The following is a 17320-nucleotide window of genomic DNA, read 5'->3' as shown; positions in this document are numbered from 1 at the left end:
GAGAAGGTAGTCTTTAGAGGAAGCAGTTATTACATCCTTAACAAAGTCTCCTTCTCTTGTTCTTATGCCAACTACACCAGTTCCGTTTCTTCCTTGGGCTTTATAACTTTTGGCAGACGTTCTTGTAATAAAACCTTTATGGGTAAAGAATATGACCACCTCTTCATCCTCTATCATAGACTCAATGTCTATTTCAGCTTCTTTTGAGACTACATCGGTTTTTCTTTCGTCTCCAAAAGTCTTAATTATCTCATCAAGATCTTGCTTTATAAGCCTTTTCTGCTCTTCAATATTTGAAAGAACAAATTTGTAGTATTCAACATCCTTTTTGAGAGACTCTATTTCGCTGTCAAGTTTTTCCCTTTCAAGGCTTGTGAGCTTTTGAAGTTTCATATCAAGGATAGCTTTTGCCTGCCTTTCAGAAAGGGAAAACTTTTCTTTTAAAGTTTCAATAGCTTTTGAAGGACTTTCACTACCTTTAACAATCTTCACAATATCATCTATGCTATCAAGAGCGACTTTTAAGCCCTCTAAAATGTGGAGTCTTTCTTCTGCCTTTCTTAAATTGTGAGAAGTCTTTCTAAGAATTACTTCTCTTCTAAACTCTATAAATTCCCTTAGGTAAGTTTTTAGACTTAAGAGTTTAGGTTCTCCTCTTACCAGTGCAATCATGTTAAAGTTAAAGTTTGTTTGAAGCTGGGTAAATTTGTAAAGTTTATTTAGAACAACCTGTGGGGTTGCATCCCTCTTTAGCTCGATTACAATTCTGATTCCTTCTCTGTCGGATTCGTCTCTTATGTCAGAAATACCTTCTACTTTCTTTTCCTTAACAAGATCTGCAATTTGCTTTATTAGCGATGCCTTGTTTACTTGGTAAGGAAGCTCGGTGATAACTATTGCTGTTTTCTTTTTAACCTCTTCAATCTTATGTTTTGCTCTTAAAGTAATGCTTCCACGACCAGTTTTGTAGATTTTCAAGAGGTTTTCAGGATTAATTATTTCTGCTCCCGTTGGAAAGTCGGGTCCTTTTATAAATTCCATAAGGTCTTCGGTAGTTGCATTTTCATTGTCAATTAAGTGTTTGACAGCTTCACAAACTTCTTTTAGGTTATGTGGAGGAATGTTTGTAGCCATTCCAACTGCAATACCGGAAGATCCGTTTACGAGTAGATTTGGAAAACGAGCTGGCAAGACTTCCGGTTCTAAGAGGCTATCGTCAAAGTTTGGTCTAAAGTTCACAGTATCCTTTTCTATATCCTTTAAAAGTTCCATTGAGATTCTGGAAAGTCTTGCTTCAGTGTATCGCATTGCAGCAGCTGCGTCACCATCAACAGAACCAAAGTTTCCTTGACCATCTACAAGAGGATATCTCATGGAAAAATCTTGAGCCATTCTTACCAGAGCATCGTAAACGGCTGTATCACCGTGAGGATGGAATTTACCCAAAGTTTCTCCTACAATTCTTGCACTTTTTTTATAAGGTTTATCGGGATAAAGTCCAAGCTGATACATAGAGTAAAGAATTCTTCTATGAACAGGTTTTAGTCCATCTCTTACATCCGGTAAAGCCCTACCTACGATTACACTCATGGCATAATCGAGGTAGGACTGTTTCATTTCTTCTTCTATTGCAATAGGAATTATCTTTTCCACTTAAGAAACCTCCTTGAAGTTTGTGAAGGAATTATAACACTTGGGGTTACTTAACTTCTGCTTCTTTAACAAGCTCTTCGTAAAAGATTTCTTCCATTTCCTTTTCAGGGAAATGTGTAGGTAACGGGTAATTCTCCACAACATCCTCATAAGGTGGGTTGAACTGTCCACAACCGTATTTTGAACAAATTTTCTTAGCTATTTTTGCCCATGGAGGACTTGCAACACCACCACCTGTAGATCCTTTCCACATAGTTTCATAACTATCTCTCCCAAACCAAACACTCATAATGAATGAAGTTGTAAAACCTGTGAAATAGGTATCTCTAAAATCGTTCGTAGTTCCCGTTTTTCCTGCTACATCAAACCACTTTGTCAAGTAAGAAATTCTTCTAGCCGTTCCTTCCTTTACAACATCTTGCATAACAGACCTTAAGATTTGGATGGACAAAGGATCTGAAACAGTTTTTACAATAGGTTTTCCTTTATAAAGGATTTTTCCTTTTCTACTTCCTATTTCCTTTATAACAAAAGGTTCTTTTAATAAACCATCATCTTGTATTGCTGAATATGCCCTAACTATCCTGTAAAGGTTTGCTGGGAAACTTCCAAGAACGTAAGATAAATCAAAAGAAGAACCGTTTATAAACTCAAATTTAACAAAGTTTTTCTTTATAGCGTTTGGAAAGTTTAAAGCTAAGTGGACGGTTGCTACGTTAATGGATTTTATAAGCGCTTTTCTAACCTGAACGAAAGGAGAAAATCTTCCACTGTAGTTTTCAGGTCTCCACCATTTTATTACCTTTCCAGTACTGTTATCTATTTCCATTGGAATTTCTATAGGTTCGTTGGAAACAAAATCTAAAGGAGACCAGCCTTTTTGGAAAGCTGTAAGATAAGTTATAGGTTTTGCAGTAGAACCTATGGGTCTTAAGATCTGAAAAGCCCTATTTAGTTTACTTTCGTTGTAGTCTTTACCTCCAACAACAAATAAGACCTCTCCACGTCTATTTATAGCCATTCCGGCACACTGAAGATCAGGTACATTGTGAACTTCTGCATACCTTTCGTTATACCAAGAAAGAATCCTCTGGGCAAAATTCTGTATTTCTTTATCTATCGTCGTTTTTATCTTGTAGCCCTTGGTAAAAATAGTTCTATACGGAACGATTTTTCTTCTTGCTATTTCAAACTTAACAAGATCTAGTTCATAGCCAGCTACCTTAGGTCGGTTGGGTTTCTTTAAGGGAGTTAAGGGTTCTTTTATGGCTTTTTCGAATTCTTCTTTTGAAATATAACCTGCCTTAAGCATTTTCTTTAAAATAAAGTTCCGTCTCTTTATTGCCCTTTCTGGGTGTTTGAAAGGGTTATAGTACTCTGGTCCTCTTATGATACCTGCTAACAAGGCACACTGGGCAACTGTAAGTTTTTCTAAATTCAAAGTTCCAAAGAGAACCCAAGAAGCAGCTTTTACTCCGTAAGCTCCGTTGGAAAGGTAAATATAGTTAAGGTAAAGTTCTAAAATCTCCTCTTTTGTTAAGTTTTCTTCAAGTTTTTTAGCAAGGGCAAGCTCTTTTAGCTTTCTATCTATGCTTCTTTTGGGTGACAGGTATATTAACTTTGCAAGCTGTTGAGTTATGGTACTACCACCTTGAACAACTTTTCCTTTTGATATGTCTGTTATGGCAGCCCTTAAGATTCCAACAGGGTCTATACCTTTATGTTCAAAAAATCTTTCATCCTCAGCAGTTATAACAGCTTTTATAAGAGTATCTGGAATTTCCTTATATGGAGCGTAGAGTCTAAATTTACCACTGTAGAAAAAACCTATAACGTTTCCGTTTCTGTCGTAGATAGTTGATGCAAAGTCCGGGAGAAGCTTTTCTTTGTACCAAGTGGAAGCTTTGGAATTCACAGAAAAAGAGAAAAGCAAAACAAAAAGAATTAATATTCTTCCCACTTACCTTCTCCGATAGGGTTTTAAAGGGGGATATGGATCCCCCTAAATTTAAACCTTAATTAATGAAAATACAGGGTATCCTCTATCAGTAATTTTTTTCCTTCCTCCGAGGAAAGTGAGTTCTAAGAGGAAATCAACACTTACAATGTTTCCACCAAGCTGTTCTACGAGGTCAATAGCCGCACTCATAGTACCGCCTGTTGCAAGAACGTCATCGATTAGAACGACCTTCATTCCATTTGTAATGGCATCTTGGTGAATTTCTATTGTATCTTCTCCATACTCTAAGGTATAAGTAGCACTTATCGTTTTATATGGAAGTTTCCCAGGTTTTCTAATAATAGCTAATCCTGCTCCAATCTTATAAGCAAGGGCAGAGGCTAATATAAAACCTCTTGATTCAATTCCTACCACTATATCAATTCCAAGTCCAATGTACCTGTTTCCGATGTAATCAATCACTTTTTGAAAAGCCCAAGGTTTGGCAAGAAGAGGAGTTATATCTTTAAAAACAATTCCTGGCTTTGGAAAATCTGGAATATCCCTGATAAGAGATTTAAGTTCCTCTATCTCTTTTTGAAGATTAACATCAGTGAAGTTTTCCATATTACGACCTCCTAGTATCTTCTTTTGCAAGAATTTTACCAGTTTCTTTCTTGAGAATTAAGTATTGTGATAAGATAAAGTGATAAAAAGTAAGTCAAGTTATTCTCTATTTTTCTTGTATCTAAAGGAAGGGAGGAGATGGAATTCTTTGAATTAGTTAAGGAGTTAGGGTTAAAAGAAGAAGATATAAAAAAATTTAGAGAATTACTTCCTTTTTTCTCTGAAAATTTTAAAAAAAGCTTAAGTAAGAAAACTAAGGAGTATATTTTTGAACATCTACCTAGATCAGCAGAATTCTTAGAAGAAAGGGAAATTTCGCAAGCTTTTGAAGGAACCATAGAAAACTTTTTAGAACTTCTCTTGAGAGGTGAAGCGAATCTTGAAGTTTACCTGAGAACCATTTCCAAAACTCATTTTGATGCAGGAATAAGCTTGGTTGATTTCTTGAAAGACTTTGCTGTTTTCTACAGGGAGACAGTAAGTTTTCAAGAGATACCTCCTGAAAAGGAAGATGTTTTTAGAAAGTTTATTTTCTTTGTCTTTTTAAGTGGTGTTTATGTAATAATGGACGGACTTAAACACATAGAAAAGACTAAGGAAATAGATCGTATAACGAAACTTCCTAACAGAAGCTACTTTATGAGCCATGGAAGGAAAATCATAAATGATTCTAAAACAGCTGTTCTTATAGACTTAGACAATTTCCGAGAGATAAACTTTTATTGTGGTTATCCGGTTGGAAATTCGCTATTAGCTTTGGTTTCTTCATTACTTCAGTTTAGATTTAGGGAATCTTCCATTTTTCGCTTAGAAAATGATGAGTTTTTACTCTTAACAAGTTTAGACCTGGAAAAAACGAAGGAAAGACTTTTTGCACTAAAAAGGGAAGCCGAGGAGTTCGCAACGCTACCAACAAAGTACGGTATGATGGAAATAAGACCTTCTTTTTCTGCAGTAATTATAGAGTTAGAGTTCCCCCTTGATCCGGACACTTTGACTTGGGTTCTGACACGTTCTCTCCTTACCCTTACTGACGAATGCAAAGGAAGAATAAAAATAATAAGAAAGGAAGATGTTGAATGTCTTTTAAGCAAAAGGAAGGCAACTTTTCACCTTATTGAAGCTATTAACCAGCAAAGAATAAAGGTAGCTTTTCAGAAGGTGGTTTCCCTTTCTTCAGGGGAAACTTTCTTTGAAGAAGCCCTTGCCAGAGTTCATATTGGTAAGAAAAAATACTTATCACCAAGTAGCTTTTCTGAACTGGCTTATTATCCAAACATAGAAAGGAAAATAGATCAAATTATTGTTGAGAAAACGCTTGAAATTATGAAAAGTTATAAAAAGGAAGGTAAAGTGTCATTTAACCTCTCTTCATCGTTCTTAAATGAGAGTTTCTTTTGGTTTTTAGAAAAGGTAGACGAATACAAAATTCCAAAAGAAAGAATTTTTGTAGAACTTACAGAAAGAGATGACATTCTTGAGATGGAGGGTATAAAAGAAAAAATTTTCTACCTGCGTAAGTTGGGAATAGGGGTTCTTGTTGATGATTTTGGAGTTAAGTACTCAAATTATCATCTTTTGAAAGAATTGGATATAGATGGAGTAAAAATTGATGGTTCCGTTGTCAAGGAGGCTCTAAAGGATAACCTCAGCAAGATTTTCCTTGAATGTGTTTTCAAAATGGCAAAAGAAAGAGATGTTTTTGTAGTTGCGGAATTTGTTGAAAATCAAGAGTTAGAAGAACTTCTAAGAGATCTTTCTTTAGAAACTGGGCAGAATAGAGTCTTTTGTCAGGGCTTTCTATATGGAAAGCCTGTAATTATTTGAAAAACTCCAAAATTCTTTCGCTTTCTTTTAAGATTTCTTTCTTGCACCACTCAGGTTCTACTTTGTTGTTTTTTGTATACCTTTCTTTCTCTGAGTAAATACAACCACAGTACTGTTGACGGTACAGTTTATACTCCTTTGAAATCTCTATTCCTTCCTTCCAGCCTTTTCGAAAGTCAATGTCTAAGAACCTAACTCCAAATTTTTTAGCCGCATTTTCGGCTAGAGGTAGCATCAGTTCCCTTTTTTGATATTTACTGTAAAAGAGGGTTGAAGTAAAAAAGTCGAACTTTCCTTTCTTTGCAACGCTTGCAGCCATTTCCAGTCTCATTGAATAGCAAACTTGGCACCTTACAGGTCTTTCTTCTCTAAAAGAAACATTCCTTAACCATTCTTCAAGGTTATAGTTCTCAAAGTAGATGACCTTTATTTTTTCTATTTTTTCGAGTTCCTTTACAGCCAACATTCGTTTTGCAAACTCTGTTGTGGGATGAATATTGGGGTTATACCAAAGTCCTACGACTTCATATCCTTTTCCTTTTAAAACTTTTAATGGATAGCAGGCACAGGGAGCGCAACATATATGGAGTAAAACTCTCATTCTTTTAACTCCACATCTAAATCTGTTTTTACTTGGTTCTTACCAGAATTTTTGGCTAAGTATAGAGCCTTATCCGCCTTTTCTATTAAACTGTTTTCATCAAGACCTTCTCTCATAAAAGCAACTCCAATGCTTACGGTAACAGGAATTTCTTTATCCTTGCATTCGAAAAGTTTTTTCTCTACCCCTTTCCTTATCCTTTCCGCGATCTGGACAGATTGTCCAAAAGAAACCCCTGGTAAAAGAACTGCGAATTCTTCACCGCCGTACCTTGCAACAAGATCTCTTGCTCTTAAGTTTTCCTTTATAGTTTTTGCTACTTCTTTCAAAACGTAATCACCAACTTGATGACCGTAGTTATCATTAATTTTCTTGAAGTTATCGATATCAATCATTAAAAGAGCAAAAGGATAGTTCTTTTCATAAAAATCCTTCACCATATCGATAATGGCTCTATCAAAGCTTGCTCTATTCGCAACTTGTGTTAGAAAGTCAAGGGAAGCTTCTCTTCTAGATTTTTCGAGTTCATCGGAGAGCTTCTTTATCCTTTGGTTCGACTCTTCCAACTTTTTCTTAAGCTGGTCATTCTGTTCCCTTATCTTTTTCAACTCATCGAGAACTTCACTTAACATTCCTTTTACCGTTCTATCCTCTATGGTTTCCTTTATCTCCTTCATGGAGACTTCCTTGTCTTTTAAGCTTTTCTGATGTTCGTCTAAAATTTCCAAAAGTTCTTCTACTTCTTCCGTTATCTCCTTAGCTATTTCGTGAATCAGCTTCCTATCGTCTTCTGGATCTATCTTAACTAGAAAATTTTCTACAGACTTAACTGTTGGGTATTTAGCCTTAAACAGCTTTATGATTTCTACGTCTGAAAGCTTTAGATTATTTTTGACTATGTAGCAAAATATTTCAAACCAAAGGGCATAGTTCTCGGGAGTTATAGGAATATTATTGCGTACGAGAAACTTTAATTCCTCTTTAGCTATAGTAGTTATCAGTTTTAATTCTTCGTTTGAAACTCGATTATGTTCCCTAATTTTTTGAAGTATTTCGCATTCTATCTTCATTCTTGGCCTTCCCATATTATCTCTATACCAGCTCTTTTAAAAGAGTTTTGAAAAGGAACACTTAGTTTAGAAATTCTTATAGAAATCTTTTCAGCCTTCCATTTTGACTTTATCTTTTCTATGATATCCTTTCCAAAGTCTTCAAGGTAGATAAACTTACCTTTTGCTACATCAACAATAGTGCCAAAAAGTTCCTGATAATCTATAAAATCTTTAGCTTCTACCTTGACATCAATCAAAACCTCTAAACCTAAGTTCCTTTCTTCTTCAAAAACTCCACACTTTACAAAGAGTTTTAAATCTTCAATGAAAACCGATGTTTTTAGCATTTTTCCCTCGCTAACTTTTCAACTTCTTCTAAGAGTCTATCTAAAGCAAATTTTTGTGGAAATTTATCTATTACTTTTCCTTTGACAAAGAGTAGGAAGTAGTCCTTAGCTCCTGCAATTCCAACATCGGCAAACTTTGCCTCTCCAGGACCGTTTACTGCACAACCCATTACTGCTACTTTTAGAGGAACTTCTATATGTTCAAGCTTATTCTCGACTTCTTTAGCTATTTTTTCCACATCTACCATACATCTTCCACAAGTTGGACAGGAAATTATCTCTACTCCCCTTTCCCTCAGACCAAGAGATCTCAAGATTTTGTAAGCTACCTTTACCTCTTCCTTCGGATGGGCAGACAAAGAAATTCTTATAGTATCTCCTATACCTTCAAAGAGAAGTATTCCAACCCCTACAGCTGACTTTACCGCTCCAGAAAGTAAAGTTCCAGCTTCTGTTATTCCTATATGAATAGGGTAATCGGTAGAAGAAGCAAAGATCTTATTGGCAATAACAGTAGTTTTCACGCTAGACCCTTTTAAAGAAAACTTTAAGTTTTGGAAATCGTTGTCTTCAAAAAACTTTGCGTAATTCAAAGCTGTTTCAGCTAGAGCTTCTCCAGAAGGTTTTCCGTACTTACTTAAAATGCTTTTCGGAATTGAACCGGAATTTACCCCAACCCTTATAGAAATGCCTTTTTCTTTTGCAAGTTTTATTATCTCTTTAACTTTCCAATCTTCTCCTATATTTCCTGGGTTTATCCTTATACAGTCCGCTCCATTTTCTATTGAGTAAAGGGCAAGTTTATAGTCAAAATGGATATCGGCAACAATAGGAATAGAAATCTCTCTCTTTATTTCCTTTAAAGCTTTTGCAGCTTCTTTCGTTGGTACTGCAACTCTAACTATTTCGCATCCGACTCTTTCAAGTTCTTTTATTTGGAATACGGTGGCTTTGACATCTTCTGTAAAAGTATTTGTCATTGATTGGACAACGATTTTGTATTCACTTCCTATTGGAACATTACCCACATAAACGGTTTTTGTCTTTCTCCTTTTTATCCATTCCATTTTGGACTCCAAAGGACATTAGGTTTATATTCTACACCATCATGAAAGACAGGATTAGAAAAAACTTTTCAAAGTCTGTTAAAAATTATGAAAGGTTTGCCTTCCTGCAGTTAAAAGCGGGGGAATTGCTTTCTAAAAGACTCAAACTCTTTTCAGGTCTTAAACCTATTCTTGATCTTGGTGCTGGAACGGGAAAGCTTTCACAAAAGTTTGGGAAAGTTATTACTCTAGATATTTCCTTTGGAATGTGTAAGGAGTGTAGAAAAAAAGGTTTAACCACTTGTTGCGGGGATGCTGAATTTTTACCTTTCAAAGACGAATCTTTCGGTATAGTTTTTTCCAACTTTGCCCTTCAATGGATGGATTTAGAGAAAGGATTTAGAGAAATCAATCGGGTTCTTGAATATCACGGAGTAGCTCTTATTTCCACTCCAGTAAAGGGAAGTCTTGGAAAACTTTTATCGGCTTGGAAAAAAGCTTACCGTGAAGTTTTCAACGAAGATGATGTACTTTTCGAGTTTCCAACGGAAAGCGAAATTTTTAACTCTTTTAGTAGAGTAAGGTTCAAACTTTTAGAGTTTGAACGGAAAGATTTTGTCGCTTTGTTTAATTCACCAAAGGAGGCTGTAAAGTATGTTAATGGGATAGGAGCAAAAAACCCTTTTAGAAGAGGAAGGGTAAATAAAAGACTCATTAAAAGGTTTTATGAACTGTTTTCAGAAAATGGAAAGTTTCCTATAAACTATAAAGTCTTATTTTTGACCTTAAAAAAAATCTAGACTTTGGAGAGAGGTTATGGGACTGAGCTGTGGAATAGTAGGATTACCGAACGTTGGAAAATCTACACTCTTTAATGCTTTGACAAACTCACAGAAAGCTCAAGCTGCAAATTACCCTTTCTGTACCATTGAACCAAACGTTGGAGTAGTTGAAGTTCCCGACCAAAGACTTTACAAGATAGCGGAGATCGTGAAACCTCAGAAGATTACTCCTACCACTATAGAATTTGTTGACATTGCGGGGCTTGTAAAGGGTGCAAGCAGAGGAGAAGGGCTTGGGAATCAGTTTTTAGCAAATATTAGAAATGTTGATGCTATTGCGCACGTTGTAAGATGTTTCAAAGATGAAAATGTTGTCCACGTAGATGGAAGCGCTGACCCTGAGAGAGATATTGAAACAATTAATTTAGAACTTGTTTTGAAAGACCTCGAAAGTGTGGAGAAAAGACTAAGCAAGGTTTCAAAGCAAGCAAAAGCTGGAGACAAGAAAGCGAGAGCTGAGGTTGAAGCCTTAGAAAAACTTAAGGAAATACTTGAAAGAGGAGAGAGGATTTATCCATATATGGAAAGTTTAGATGACGAAGGAAAAAGAGTTGTAAAAGAACTTGCTCTTTTGACGGCAAAGCCGGTTATGTACATAGCAAACGTTGATGAAGAAGGGCTTTTAGAAGATAACGAATACGTTAAGAAGGTTAGAAAAATTGCAGAGAAAGAGAAAGCTCCCCTTGTAAAGATTTGCGCAAAAGTGGAAGCAGAGCTTACAGAACTTGAAGGAGAGGAGAAAGAGGAGTTCTTAAGGGAACTTGGAATGGAAGAACCAGGTCTTAACATAGTAATAAGGGAAGGATATAAGCTTCTTAACCTTATTACTTTCTTTACTGCTGGTGAACAAGAAGTAAGGGCTTGGACTATTAAGAAAGGAACAAAAGCTCCCCAAGCCGCTGGAAAAATCCACTCAGACATTGAAAGAGGTTTCATCAGGGCTGAGGTTATAAAGTATGAAGACCTTATAAGAGAAGGTTCTATGCAGGCTTGTAAGGAAAAAGGATTAATGAGATTAGAAGGTAAAGATTACGAAGTACAGGACGGAGACATAATATACTTTAGGTTTAATGTTTGATGGAACTTAAAGGTTTTATCCTACGTTCTAAGCTATTAGGAAATAAACTAAAAATAATTACAGCCTACACAGATAAGTTAGGAAAAGTGGATTTTATTGCCAAAACTAAGAGGGGGGATTTCCCCCTCAAACTTGACCTTTTTTCCCTTAGTCGTTTTTTAGTTCTTCAAAAGGGAGAAAAGTGGGAACTACAGGAAGCTTTCTTGGTAAGACACCACTTTCCGCAAAGTTTAGAACAGTTTTATTACCTTTCAAGGATATCAAAGCTTTTAATCTTTCGAGAGCTTCCAAGAAATGAAAAACTGTTTAAACTGATAGATAACTACTTTTTAGTAGAGGATTCATTTGAACTTGCCTACACAATGTTTCTTTTAAAGTTTTCTTTCATTGAGGGTATCTTTCCAGCACTTACCAAATGTATAGATTGTGGAAATTCAAGGATAGTTATATTCTCGTTTTCAAAAGGTGGGGTTTTGTGTCAAAAGTGCAAAAATAAGAGTGAAGAAATAGTTCCTTGGAATGTTTTTCTCTCAAAACTCTCCATAAGACTTGCAAAGGAACCTTTCTCAAAAGTGAAAAATGAAAAGATTTCCCTTAGAAACCTATATGTTATAAATACCGTTTTTGAAAAACACTTAAGGTTAAGGCTATGAAATACTTTGGAATTTTTGAAACCGTTAGAGTAGAAAACGGAAAGGCTGTTCTCATAGACCACCATTACAAAAGGATAAAAAGAAGTGCAAAAGTTTTAAAGATTCCTTTCTCACTAAGCTTTGAAGAATTTAAAGAAGAGATTGAAAAAAACGCAAGCTTCCCCGTTTCACTTGTTCGTTTAACGATCTTTAAGGACGGAAGTTATGAAGTTTCGTCCCGAGTTTGTGAGAAAAAAGAGGAAGTATCCCTTATCCTTATAGATGATATAAGGAGAAACTTCTCACCCTTATCCTTACACAAGAAAGTAGACATTATGGACTCTCTTTACGCTCTTGAAAAAGCAAAAGAAAGGGGAGGAGACGAAGCTTTACTTTTAGACGTAAACGGTTTTGTGTCTGAAACAGCGTTTGCTAATATTTTTTTTGTAAAAAACGGTATTTTCTTTACCCCTTCTTTAAGAACAGGGTGCTTATCTGGAACGAGAAGATCGTTTTTAATAAAAACTTTAAGACAGATGGGAGTTCCCGTCTTTGAAGGTTTTTACACTTTAAAGGATCTCTTTCTTGCTGATGAAGTTTTTATCGTAAGTGCAAGGTACGATATAGCAAGGGTTAAAAATATAAACGGAAAGGAATTACCTCCTTTACCTATCAAAAGTTATAGAGAAAGACTACTAAAATTATTTAGCTACAGCAGTTCCCCAAATCTTCTTCCTTAAGCTGTATCTTCTTAAGAAAAGCTTTTAAACTTAATTTTGCTATCTTTTTAAACGTTTCTTCAACTCCTTTCCCGTCTTTTGCAATAGCCTCTACTTCTTCGTATCCTTCTAATTCAAGCTCTTTTCTTAATACCTCTACAGGAAGTGCTGAAGGTAAATCTCTCTTGTTATACTGAACAATAATTGGAATGTTTTCCAAGTTCTTCTTTTTTAAGACAGTTTTTAATTCCTCAAAAGAGTCTTTATTGTCTTTAATTCTATCCTTTTCAGAGTCTACAACGAATACTATTCCATCTGTGCCATCTATAACCAGTCCTCTGTTTGCTTCTGCGTTCTTTCTTCCTGAGGAAGTGTAGAGAAGGAACTTAACTTTTACCCCGTTTTGAAGGCTAACTGTAGGACTGAAAAAGTCAAAATAGATGGTTTTTCCTTCTTCGGTAGAGAGAGTAATTATTTCCCCTTTATATTTCAAAATTTCGCTTAACTTAAGTATGTTCTCTGTCTTTCCTGAGTTTTCAGATCCCCAATAAACAATTTTTAAGTGTATTTCTTTATTTCCCTCTTTATATATGCCCATTTCTAACCCTATGTTTTTAGGTTAAGTATTAGTTAAGTTATTATATACTTTGGGTTTTAAAAGGTAAACTTTTATTCAACTTGGTGCCCGGGACGGGATTCGAACCCGCACGCCCCGAGGGCACAGGATCCTGAATCCTGCGCGTCTGCCAGTTCCGCCACCCGGGCAATATCTTCTTTAGACTTTTAATCTTAAAATATAGTCAAAAACTTTTAGGGGTACGGTGGAAGATGGAAAACTTAAAGGTAATTTATGACAACAGAGGAAATGATGAATTTGCAGGTGATTGGGGACTTTCAATTTTTGTGGAACTTAGTGAAGAAAACCTCCTATTTGATACAGGAGCAAAACCAGAAATTTTGAAAAGAAACATGGAAAATTTTGGTATAGCCCCCAGGGAAATAGATGCTGTTTTCATTTCTCACAATCACTGGGATCACGTGGGAGGTCTTCCCTTCATTTTAAATGAAAATAAAAGCTTTGATATTTTCATTCCTGAAGAAGAGGTTCAAAACTTTGAAGAAAAGCTTCCAGAAGGGGTAGTTTGTGTTCCTATTTCCTCTACGACTTATATTTCGGATAGAACTATCGCTTTAAAGCCAATGGAAACCGGAATTCCTAGTCCGAGAGTGGAACAGTCCCTTTTGGTTAGTACTGTGAACGGTTACGTTCTACTTGTTGGTTGCAGTCATCCAGGAATTCTAGAAATTGCCAAGAAAGCAACTCAAGTTGTGGGTGAAAAACTGTTTTTGATAATAGGAGGATTTCATCTTTACAAGTTAGGAGATAAGGAAATTAAGGAGATTGCGCAAAAACTCAAGGAATTTGCATCTTTTGTTGCTCCTTGCCACTGCACAGGTGAAAAAGGAATAGAGATTTTCAAGGAGGAATGGAAGGATAACTTTATAGAAGTATTTGCAGGATTGGAAATTCCATTGGACGAAAAAGTTTTATAGAGGAGGTAATTAATGTTTGACGCCTTAGCTGAAAAAGTGCAAGCTGCAATAGAAAGAATTGGAAGAAAGGGAAGGATAGATGAGGAAACTCTTGATAAAGGTTTAAGAGAAATAAAACTTGCCCTTCTTGAGGCAGATGTAAACTACAAAGTTGTTTCAAATTTCATAAAGGATATAAGAGAAAAAGCTCTTGGAGCTAAAGTTATAAAAGGAGTTAACCCTGCACAGCAGCTTGTAAAAATTGTTCACGATGAACTTGTAGAGGTTTTAGGGGGAGAAAACCAAAAGTTAAACCTAAAAAGTAAACCTTCTGTAATACTTTTGATTGGTCTCCAGGGTTCTGGTAAAACCACAACAGCAGGAAAGCTTGCAAACTACCTCAAAAAAGAAGGGAAAAAAGTTCTTCTTACTTCATGTGACGTCTACAGACCAGCAGCGATGCTTCAGCTTAAAAAGCTTGGAGATAAGATAGGAGTTCCTGTTTTCCTAGAGGAAAACGAGAAAGACGCTGTTAAGATAGCCAAGGATGCTCTTAAAGTAGCTAAGGAAGAAGATTATGATGTTCTTATCGTTGATACTGCAGGAAGACTTCACATTGATGAAGAGATGCTTGATGAGGCAAAAAGAATAAAAGATGAAGTTAATCCAGATGAAACTCTCTTTGTTATCGACTCAATGACTGGTCAGGAGTCTGTCAATATAGCAAAGGCTTTTAACGAAAAAGTGGGAATGGATGGAATTGTTCTTACCAAAATGGATTCTGATGCCCGTGGAGGGGTGGCTTTATCCGTTAAGGGAGTAACAGGAAAACCAATAAAGTTTGCGGGTGTTGGAGAAAAAATAGATGACTTTGAACCTTTTCATCCAGATAGAATTGCATCACGAATTCTTGGAATGGGTGATATAGTTTCTTTAGTTGAGAAGGCCCAACAAGTAATAGATGAGAAAGAAGCACTCTCTATGCAGGAGAAGTTACTTTCTGGCGAATTTACCTTAGAGGACTTTAGACAACAGCTTAGAATGATTCAAAGACTTGGGCCTATTCAGCAGCTTATAAGAATGATTCCAGGATTGTCCAGCCAAAAGGTTTTAAAACAACTCGAAAAGGCTATAGATGATAAGAAGCTAAAAAGAATAGAAGCAATCATAAATTCTATGACTCCTGAAGAGAGAAGAAACCACGCAATCATAAATGCAAGTAGAAAAAGGAGAATAGCAAGAGGTAGCGGAACTTCCGTAAAAGAAGTGGAAGAACTTTTAAAGCAGTTTGCCCAAATGAAGATGGCAATGAAGCAAATGAGGAAAATGCAGAAAAAATTGGCCAAAAAGGGAGGTAGATTCCCTTTTCCATTTATGTAAACTTGAACTAAATTTCTTTTGGAATAAAATTACCAAGCAAAATTTATTTTGTTAGGAGGAGAGCCTTGGTTAAGATTAGACTAAAGAGAATGGGAAGAAAGAAGCTTCCTATCTACCAAATAGTAGTGGCTGATAGCCGTGCTAGAAGAGACGGAAGAACAATAGATATCTTGGGAACTTACAATCCTAAGTCCAAGGAACTTCAGCTTGATGTTGAGAAAGTAAAGGAATGGCTCGCTAAAGGAGCTCAACCAACCGATAGAGCTGCTTCTCTTATTAAGAGAGCTATACAGTAAGTAGTAGGAGGAAAGAATGTCCGTTTTAAAGGAACTTGTTGAATGTGTAGCTAAAAAGCTTGTAGATAACCCAGAAGCCGTAAAGGTAAATGTTGCAGAAGGAGAAAGAACAGTTGTAATTGAGCTTTCTGTTGACCCTAAAGATCTTGGGAAAGTGATTGGTAGAGAAGGAAAAACTGCGAAAGCTCTAAGAACTCTCCTTTCTGCAGCTGCTAATAGATTAAACAAGAAGGCTATCCTTGAAATAATAGAAAAGTAAGGGGGACTTTCCCCCTTTTCTATCCTTCCTTTAGTTTACTTAAGACAACGTCAGCATTATCATCTATAGAAATTACGGTGCTTTTTACTTGATAGTTGACAAGAGCTCTCTTACTACTGTAGATTTTAGTCTTAAACTCTAACAGTAGATTTTCCAATCTTTTTAAGAGAAGTTCTAAGTGGGATTTGTCTTTTAGAGTAAAAAGAATTCCTAAAGTTTTTTCATCAAGTTCAAATAAAAAGTCACTTGGTCTAATGTGGCTATCAATGTAAGAAAAAACGTCTTTAATAATTTCCTTCTCGTCCAAATCCTCTGGTTTGTCGGCTATAGAGAAAGAAATTCTAACGCCTACCAAGACCTCATCAGGGAAATACTTTAACCTCTCTATTAAACGAGGAATACGAATTTTTGCGAACTTTTCCTTAGGGATTAAGGAATTTTTATCTATTATTTCCTCGTATTCTCTTAGTTCCTTTTCAAGGAAGTATATACTACTTTCCACCTTTTCAAGATCTTCAATAACATTTTTTAAGGTTTCCCAAACCTTCTTCCTGTTCCCCATTCTACCATCCCGTTTACTTGAAAATGGAGTCTTTATCTGGAACCTTTGCCCAGTCTTCTAAGAATCTTTCAAGCCCGATGTCTGTAAGAGGATGCTTAGAGAGTTGTTTTATTACTTTAAATGGAATTGTAGCGATGTCTGCACCAATAAGGGCTGCTTGGAGAACGTGTTGTGGGTGTCTTACACTTGCAACGATAATTTCTGTTTCAAAGCCGTAATTTTGATAAATCTGAACAACTTGGGAAATTAGCTCCATTCCATCATGTCCAATATCGTCAAGCCTTCCAACAAATGGAGAAACATATGTAGCTCCTGCTTTTGCAGCTAGAAGTGCCTGGAGAGGAGAGAAGATAAGTGTAACGTTTGTCTTTATACCTTCTTGAGAAAGAACTTTTACAGCCTTAAGTCCTTCGGTTGTCATAGGTATCTTTATAACAACGTTGTCACCAAGTTTAGCAAGTTTTCTTGCTTCATCAATCATTCCTTGGGCATCTAAGCTCACGACTTCAAGACTTACGGGTCCAGGAACAGTTTCAACTATTTCCTTAGCTACCTCTAAGAACGGTCTTCCTGTCTTGGAAATTAAAGTTGGGTTTGTTGTAACTCCATCGACCATTCCCATTTCCATGGCTTGCTTTATTTCGTTAATATCTGCGGTGTCTATAAAGAACTTCATCCTTTAACCTCCTTTGCGATTTTTTCAAAGAGTTCTAAAATTTCTTTATCTACAATACTTGAGAAAGAAATGAGCTTTTCGTCAACAAAATAAATAAGAATTGCAACGAGCGTAAGTATAACAAATATTTCACCCACCTTTCCTGATCGGACAAACTTTAAAGACAACCTTGGGTAATACTTGTAGGAAAACGGAACACCGAGAGGATTTAAAATATCAAGAAGAATGTGGGAAGCATAGCCGATAGAAAA

General features: G+C 36.1%; 20 protein-coding genes and 1 tRNA gene. 9 read left to right on the top strand and 12 right to left on the bottom strand.

The genetic code is table 11. The features are described from left to right. From ABGX27_06180 to ABGX27_06170, 3 genes are all read right to left on the bottom strand, one after another. On the bottom strand, positions 1 to 1617 hold a 1617-nt coding region (locus tag ABGX27_06180), incomplete at its 3' end, for a DNA topoisomerase (ATP-hydrolyzing) (GenBank protein MEO2069084.1). 82 nt (positions 1618 to 1699) lie between these two features. Continuing rightward, entirely contained in the window at positions 1700 to 3613 is a 1914-nt protein-coding gene (locus tag ABGX27_06175; protein MEO2069083.1) for a PBP1A family penicillin-binding protein, read from the bottom strand. 48 nt (positions 3614 to 3661) lie between these two features. After that, a complete protein-coding gene (locus ABGX27_06170) occupies positions 3662 to 4183 on the bottom strand; it encodes an adenine phosphoribosyltransferase (protein ID MEO2069082.1) in 522 nt (173 codons plus the stop codon). 174 nt (positions 4184 to 4357) lie between these two features. Here ABGX27_06170 and ABGX27_06165 point away from each other — a divergent pair, with 174 nt between their 5' ends. Beyond that, on the top strand, positions 4358 to 6046 hold the full coding sequence (locus tag ABGX27_06165) for a bifunctional diguanylate cyclase/phosphodiesterase (GenBank protein ID MEO2069081.1): 1689 nt from the start codon (positions 4358 to 4360) through the stop codon (positions 6044 to 6046). On the opposite strand, the gene ABGX27_06160 is transcribed toward ABGX27_06165, so the two are convergent. From ABGX27_06160 to ispG, 4 genes are read right to left on the bottom strand one after another with little or no spacing between them, the layout of a single operon-like run. Beyond that, on the bottom strand, positions 6039 to 6647 hold the full coding sequence (locus ABGX27_06160; protein ID MEO2069080.1) for an epoxyqueuosine reductase QueH: 609 nt from the start codon (positions 6645 to 6647) through the stop codon (positions 6039 to 6041). The genes ABGX27_06165 and ABGX27_06160 overlap by 8 nt on opposite strands. Then, positions 6644 to 7717 (bottom strand): diguanylate cyclase, encoded by a 1074-nt coding sequence (locus ABGX27_06155; GenBank protein MEO2069079.1) that lies wholly within the window; start codon positions 7715 to 7717, stop codon positions 6644 to 6646. Before ABGX27_06155 ends, ABGX27_06160 begins: the two co-directional genes overlap by 4 nt. After that, positions 7714 to 8046 carry a dihydroneopterin aldolase gene (locus ABGX27_06150; protein ID MEO2069078.1) on the bottom strand — a complete coding sequence of 111 codons (333 nt, stop codon included), beginning with the start codon at positions 8044 to 8046 and terminating at the stop codon, positions 7714 to 7716. The genes ABGX27_06155 and ABGX27_06150 overlap by 4 nt, the downstream gene beginning before the upstream one ends. Continuing rightward, a complete protein-coding gene (ispG, locus tag ABGX27_06145) occupies positions 8040 to 9113 on the bottom strand; it encodes a flavodoxin-dependent (E)-4-hydroxy-3-methylbut-2-enyl-diphosphate synthase (protein ID MEO2069077.1) in 1074 nt (357 codons plus the stop codon). Before ispG ends, ABGX27_06150 begins: the two co-directional genes overlap by 7 nt. Before the next feature lie 41 nt (positions 9114 to 9154). On the opposite strand from ispG, the gene ABGX27_06140 reads away from it, so the two are divergent. The 4 genes from ABGX27_06140 to ABGX27_06125 are packed head-to-tail and all read left to right on the top strand — an operon-like array spanning position 9155 to position 12384. Then, positions 9155 to 9892, top strand: a complete 738-nt coding sequence (locus ABGX27_06140; protein MEO2069076.1) for a methyltransferase domain-containing protein — start codon at positions 9155 to 9157, stop codon at positions 9890 to 9892. Positions 9893 to 9908: 16 nt separating this feature from the next. Then, complete coding sequence (ychF, locus tag ABGX27_06135) at positions 9909 to 11012, top strand: redox-regulated ATPase YchF (protein MEO2069075.1); 1104 nt, start codon at positions 9909 to 9911, stop codon at positions 11010 to 11012. After that, a complete protein-coding gene (gene recO / locus ABGX27_06130; protein ID MEO2069074.1) occupies positions 11012 to 11665 on the top strand; it encodes a DNA repair protein RecO in 654 nt (217 codons plus the stop codon). The genes ychF and recO overlap by 1 nt, the downstream gene beginning before the upstream one ends. Then, a complete protein-coding gene (locus tag ABGX27_06125; protein ID MEO2069073.1) occupies positions 11662 to 12384 on the top strand; it encodes an aminotransferase class IV in 723 nt (240 codons plus the stop codon). The genes recO and ABGX27_06125 overlap by 4 nt, the downstream gene beginning before the upstream one ends. On the opposite strand, the gene ABGX27_06120 is transcribed toward ABGX27_06125, so the two are convergent. Both ABGX27_06120 and ABGX27_06115 read right to left on the bottom strand, forming a co-directional pair. After that, complete coding sequence (locus ABGX27_06120) at positions 12350 to 12961, bottom strand: GTPase domain-containing protein (GenBank protein ID MEO2069072.1); 612 nt, start codon at positions 12959 to 12961, stop codon at positions 12350 to 12352. The genes ABGX27_06125 and ABGX27_06120 overlap by 35 nt on opposite strands. 81 nt (positions 12962 to 13042) lie before the next feature. Beyond that, positions 13043 to 13128 (bottom strand) — tRNA-Leu (locus ABGX27_06115). Between the two features lie 63 nt (positions 13129 to 13191). Between ABGX27_06115 and ABGX27_06110 the strand changes: the two genes are divergently transcribed. The 4 genes from ABGX27_06110 to ABGX27_06095 all read left to right on the top strand — a co-directional run bounded on the left by ABGX27_06110 (position 13192) and on the right by ABGX27_06095 (position 15831). Further along, the gene (locus tag ABGX27_06110) at positions 13192 to 13917 is read left to right on the top strand and encodes an MBL fold metallo-hydrolase (protein MEO2069071.1); all 726 of its coding nucleotides are present in this window, start codon (positions 13192 to 13194) and stop codon (positions 13915 to 13917) included. A 12-nt stretch (positions 13918 to 13929) separates the two neighbouring features. After that, the gene (gene ffh / locus ABGX27_06105) at positions 13930 to 15276 is read left to right on the top strand and encodes a signal recognition particle protein (GenBank protein ID MEO2069070.1); all 1347 of its coding nucleotides are present in this window, start codon (positions 13930 to 13932) and stop codon (positions 15274 to 15276) included. 65 nt (positions 15277 to 15341) lie between these two features. After that, positions 15342 to 15572: a 30S ribosomal protein S16 gene (rpsP, locus tag ABGX27_06100; protein ID MEO2069069.1), complete on the top strand. Its 231-nt coding sequence runs from the start codon at positions 15342 to 15344 to the stop codon at positions 15570 to 15572. A 16-nt stretch (positions 15573 to 15588) separates the two neighbouring features. Continuing rightward, positions 15589 to 15831, top strand: a complete 243-nt coding sequence (locus tag ABGX27_06095; protein ID MEO2069068.1) for a KH domain-containing protein — start codon at positions 15589 to 15591, stop codon at positions 15829 to 15831. A 19-nt stretch (positions 15832 to 15850) separates the two neighbouring features. On the opposite strand, the gene ABGX27_06090 is transcribed toward ABGX27_06095, so the two are convergent. The 3 genes from ABGX27_06090 to ABGX27_06080 all read right to left on the bottom strand — a co-directional run. Beyond that, positions 15851 to 16393, bottom strand: a complete 543-nt coding sequence (locus ABGX27_06090; protein ID MEO2069067.1) for a hypothetical protein — start codon at positions 16391 to 16393, stop codon at positions 15851 to 15853. Between the two features lie 13 nt (positions 16394 to 16406). Then, the gene (fsa, locus tag ABGX27_06085) at positions 16407 to 17069 is read right to left on the bottom strand and encodes a fructose-6-phosphate aldolase (GenBank protein ID MEO2069066.1); all 663 of its coding nucleotides are present in this window, start codon (positions 17067 to 17069) and stop codon (positions 16407 to 16409) included. Beyond that, the coding region (locus tag ABGX27_06080) for a metal-dependent hydrolase (GenBank protein MEO2069065.1) at positions 17066 to 17320 on the bottom strand (255 nt) is incomplete at its 5' end. The genes fsa and ABGX27_06080, both read right to left, overlap by 4 nt.

This window comes from Desulfurobacteriaceae bacterium (genome assembly GCA_039832905.1).
GTDB lineage: Bacteria > Aquificota > Aquificia > Desulfurobacteriales > Desulfurobacteriaceae > Desulfurobacterium.
The sequence above is the reverse complement of the archived record's forward strand: the minus strand, read 5'-3'. Positions and strand labels throughout refer to the sequence as shown.

Excerpts from the sequence above, each read along its gene's own strand:
- ispG (MEO2069077.1), bottom strand. The coding sequence starts at position 9,113 with ATGGAATGGATAAAAAGGAGAAAGACAAAAACCGTTTATGTGGGTAAT.
- ABGX27_06125 (MEO2069073.1), top strand. The coding sequence starts at position 11,662 with ATGAAATACTTTGGAATTTTTGAAACCGTTAGAGTAGAAAACGGAAAG.
- ABGX27_06165 (MEO2069081.1), top strand. The coding sequence starts at position 4,358 with ATGGAATTCTTTGAATTAGTTAAGGAGTTAGGGTTAAAAGAAGAAGAT.
- ABGX27_06095 (MEO2069068.1), top strand. The coding sequence starts at position 15,589 with ATGTCCGTTTTAAAGGAACTTGTTGAATGTGTAGCTAAAAAGCTTGTA.
- ABGX27_06140 (MEO2069076.1), top strand. The coding sequence starts at position 9,155 with ATGAAAGACAGGATTAGAAAAAACTTTTCAAAGTCTGTTAAAAATTAT.
- ffh (MEO2069070.1), top strand. The coding sequence starts at position 13,930 with ATGTTTGACGCCTTAGCTGAAAAAGTGCAAGCTGCAATAGAAAGAATT.
- ychF (MEO2069075.1), top strand. The coding sequence starts at position 9,909 with ATGGGACTGAGCTGTGGAATAGTAGGATTACCGAACGTTGGAAAATCT.
- recO (MEO2069074.1), top strand. The coding sequence starts at position 11,012 with ATGGAACTTAAAGGTTTTATCCTACGTTCTAAGCTATTAGGAAATAAA.
- ABGX27_06160 (MEO2069080.1), bottom strand. The coding sequence starts at position 6,647 with ATGAGAGTTTTACTCCATATATGTTGCGCTCCCTGTGCCTGCTATCCA.
- ABGX27_06110 (MEO2069071.1), top strand. The coding sequence starts at position 13,192 with ATGGAAAACTTAAAGGTAATTTATGACAACAGAGGAAATGATGAATTT.
- ABGX27_06120 (MEO2069072.1), bottom strand. The coding sequence starts at position 12,961 with ATGGGCATATATAAAGAGGGAAATAAAGAAATACACTTAAAAATTGTT.
- ABGX27_06090 (MEO2069067.1), bottom strand. The coding sequence starts at position 16,393 with ATGGGGAACAGGAAGAAGGTTTGGGAAACCTTAAAAAATGTTATTGAA.
- fsa (MEO2069066.1), bottom strand. The coding sequence starts at position 17,069 with ATGAAGTTCTTTATAGACACCGCAGATATTAACGAAATAAAGCAAGCC.
- ABGX27_06155 (MEO2069079.1), bottom strand. The coding sequence starts at position 7,717 with ATGAAGATAGAATGCGAAATACTTCAAAAAATTAGGGAACATAATCGA.
- ABGX27_06150 (MEO2069078.1), bottom strand. The coding sequence starts at position 8,046 with ATGCTAAAAACATCGGTTTTCATTGAAGATTTAAAACTCTTTGTAAAG.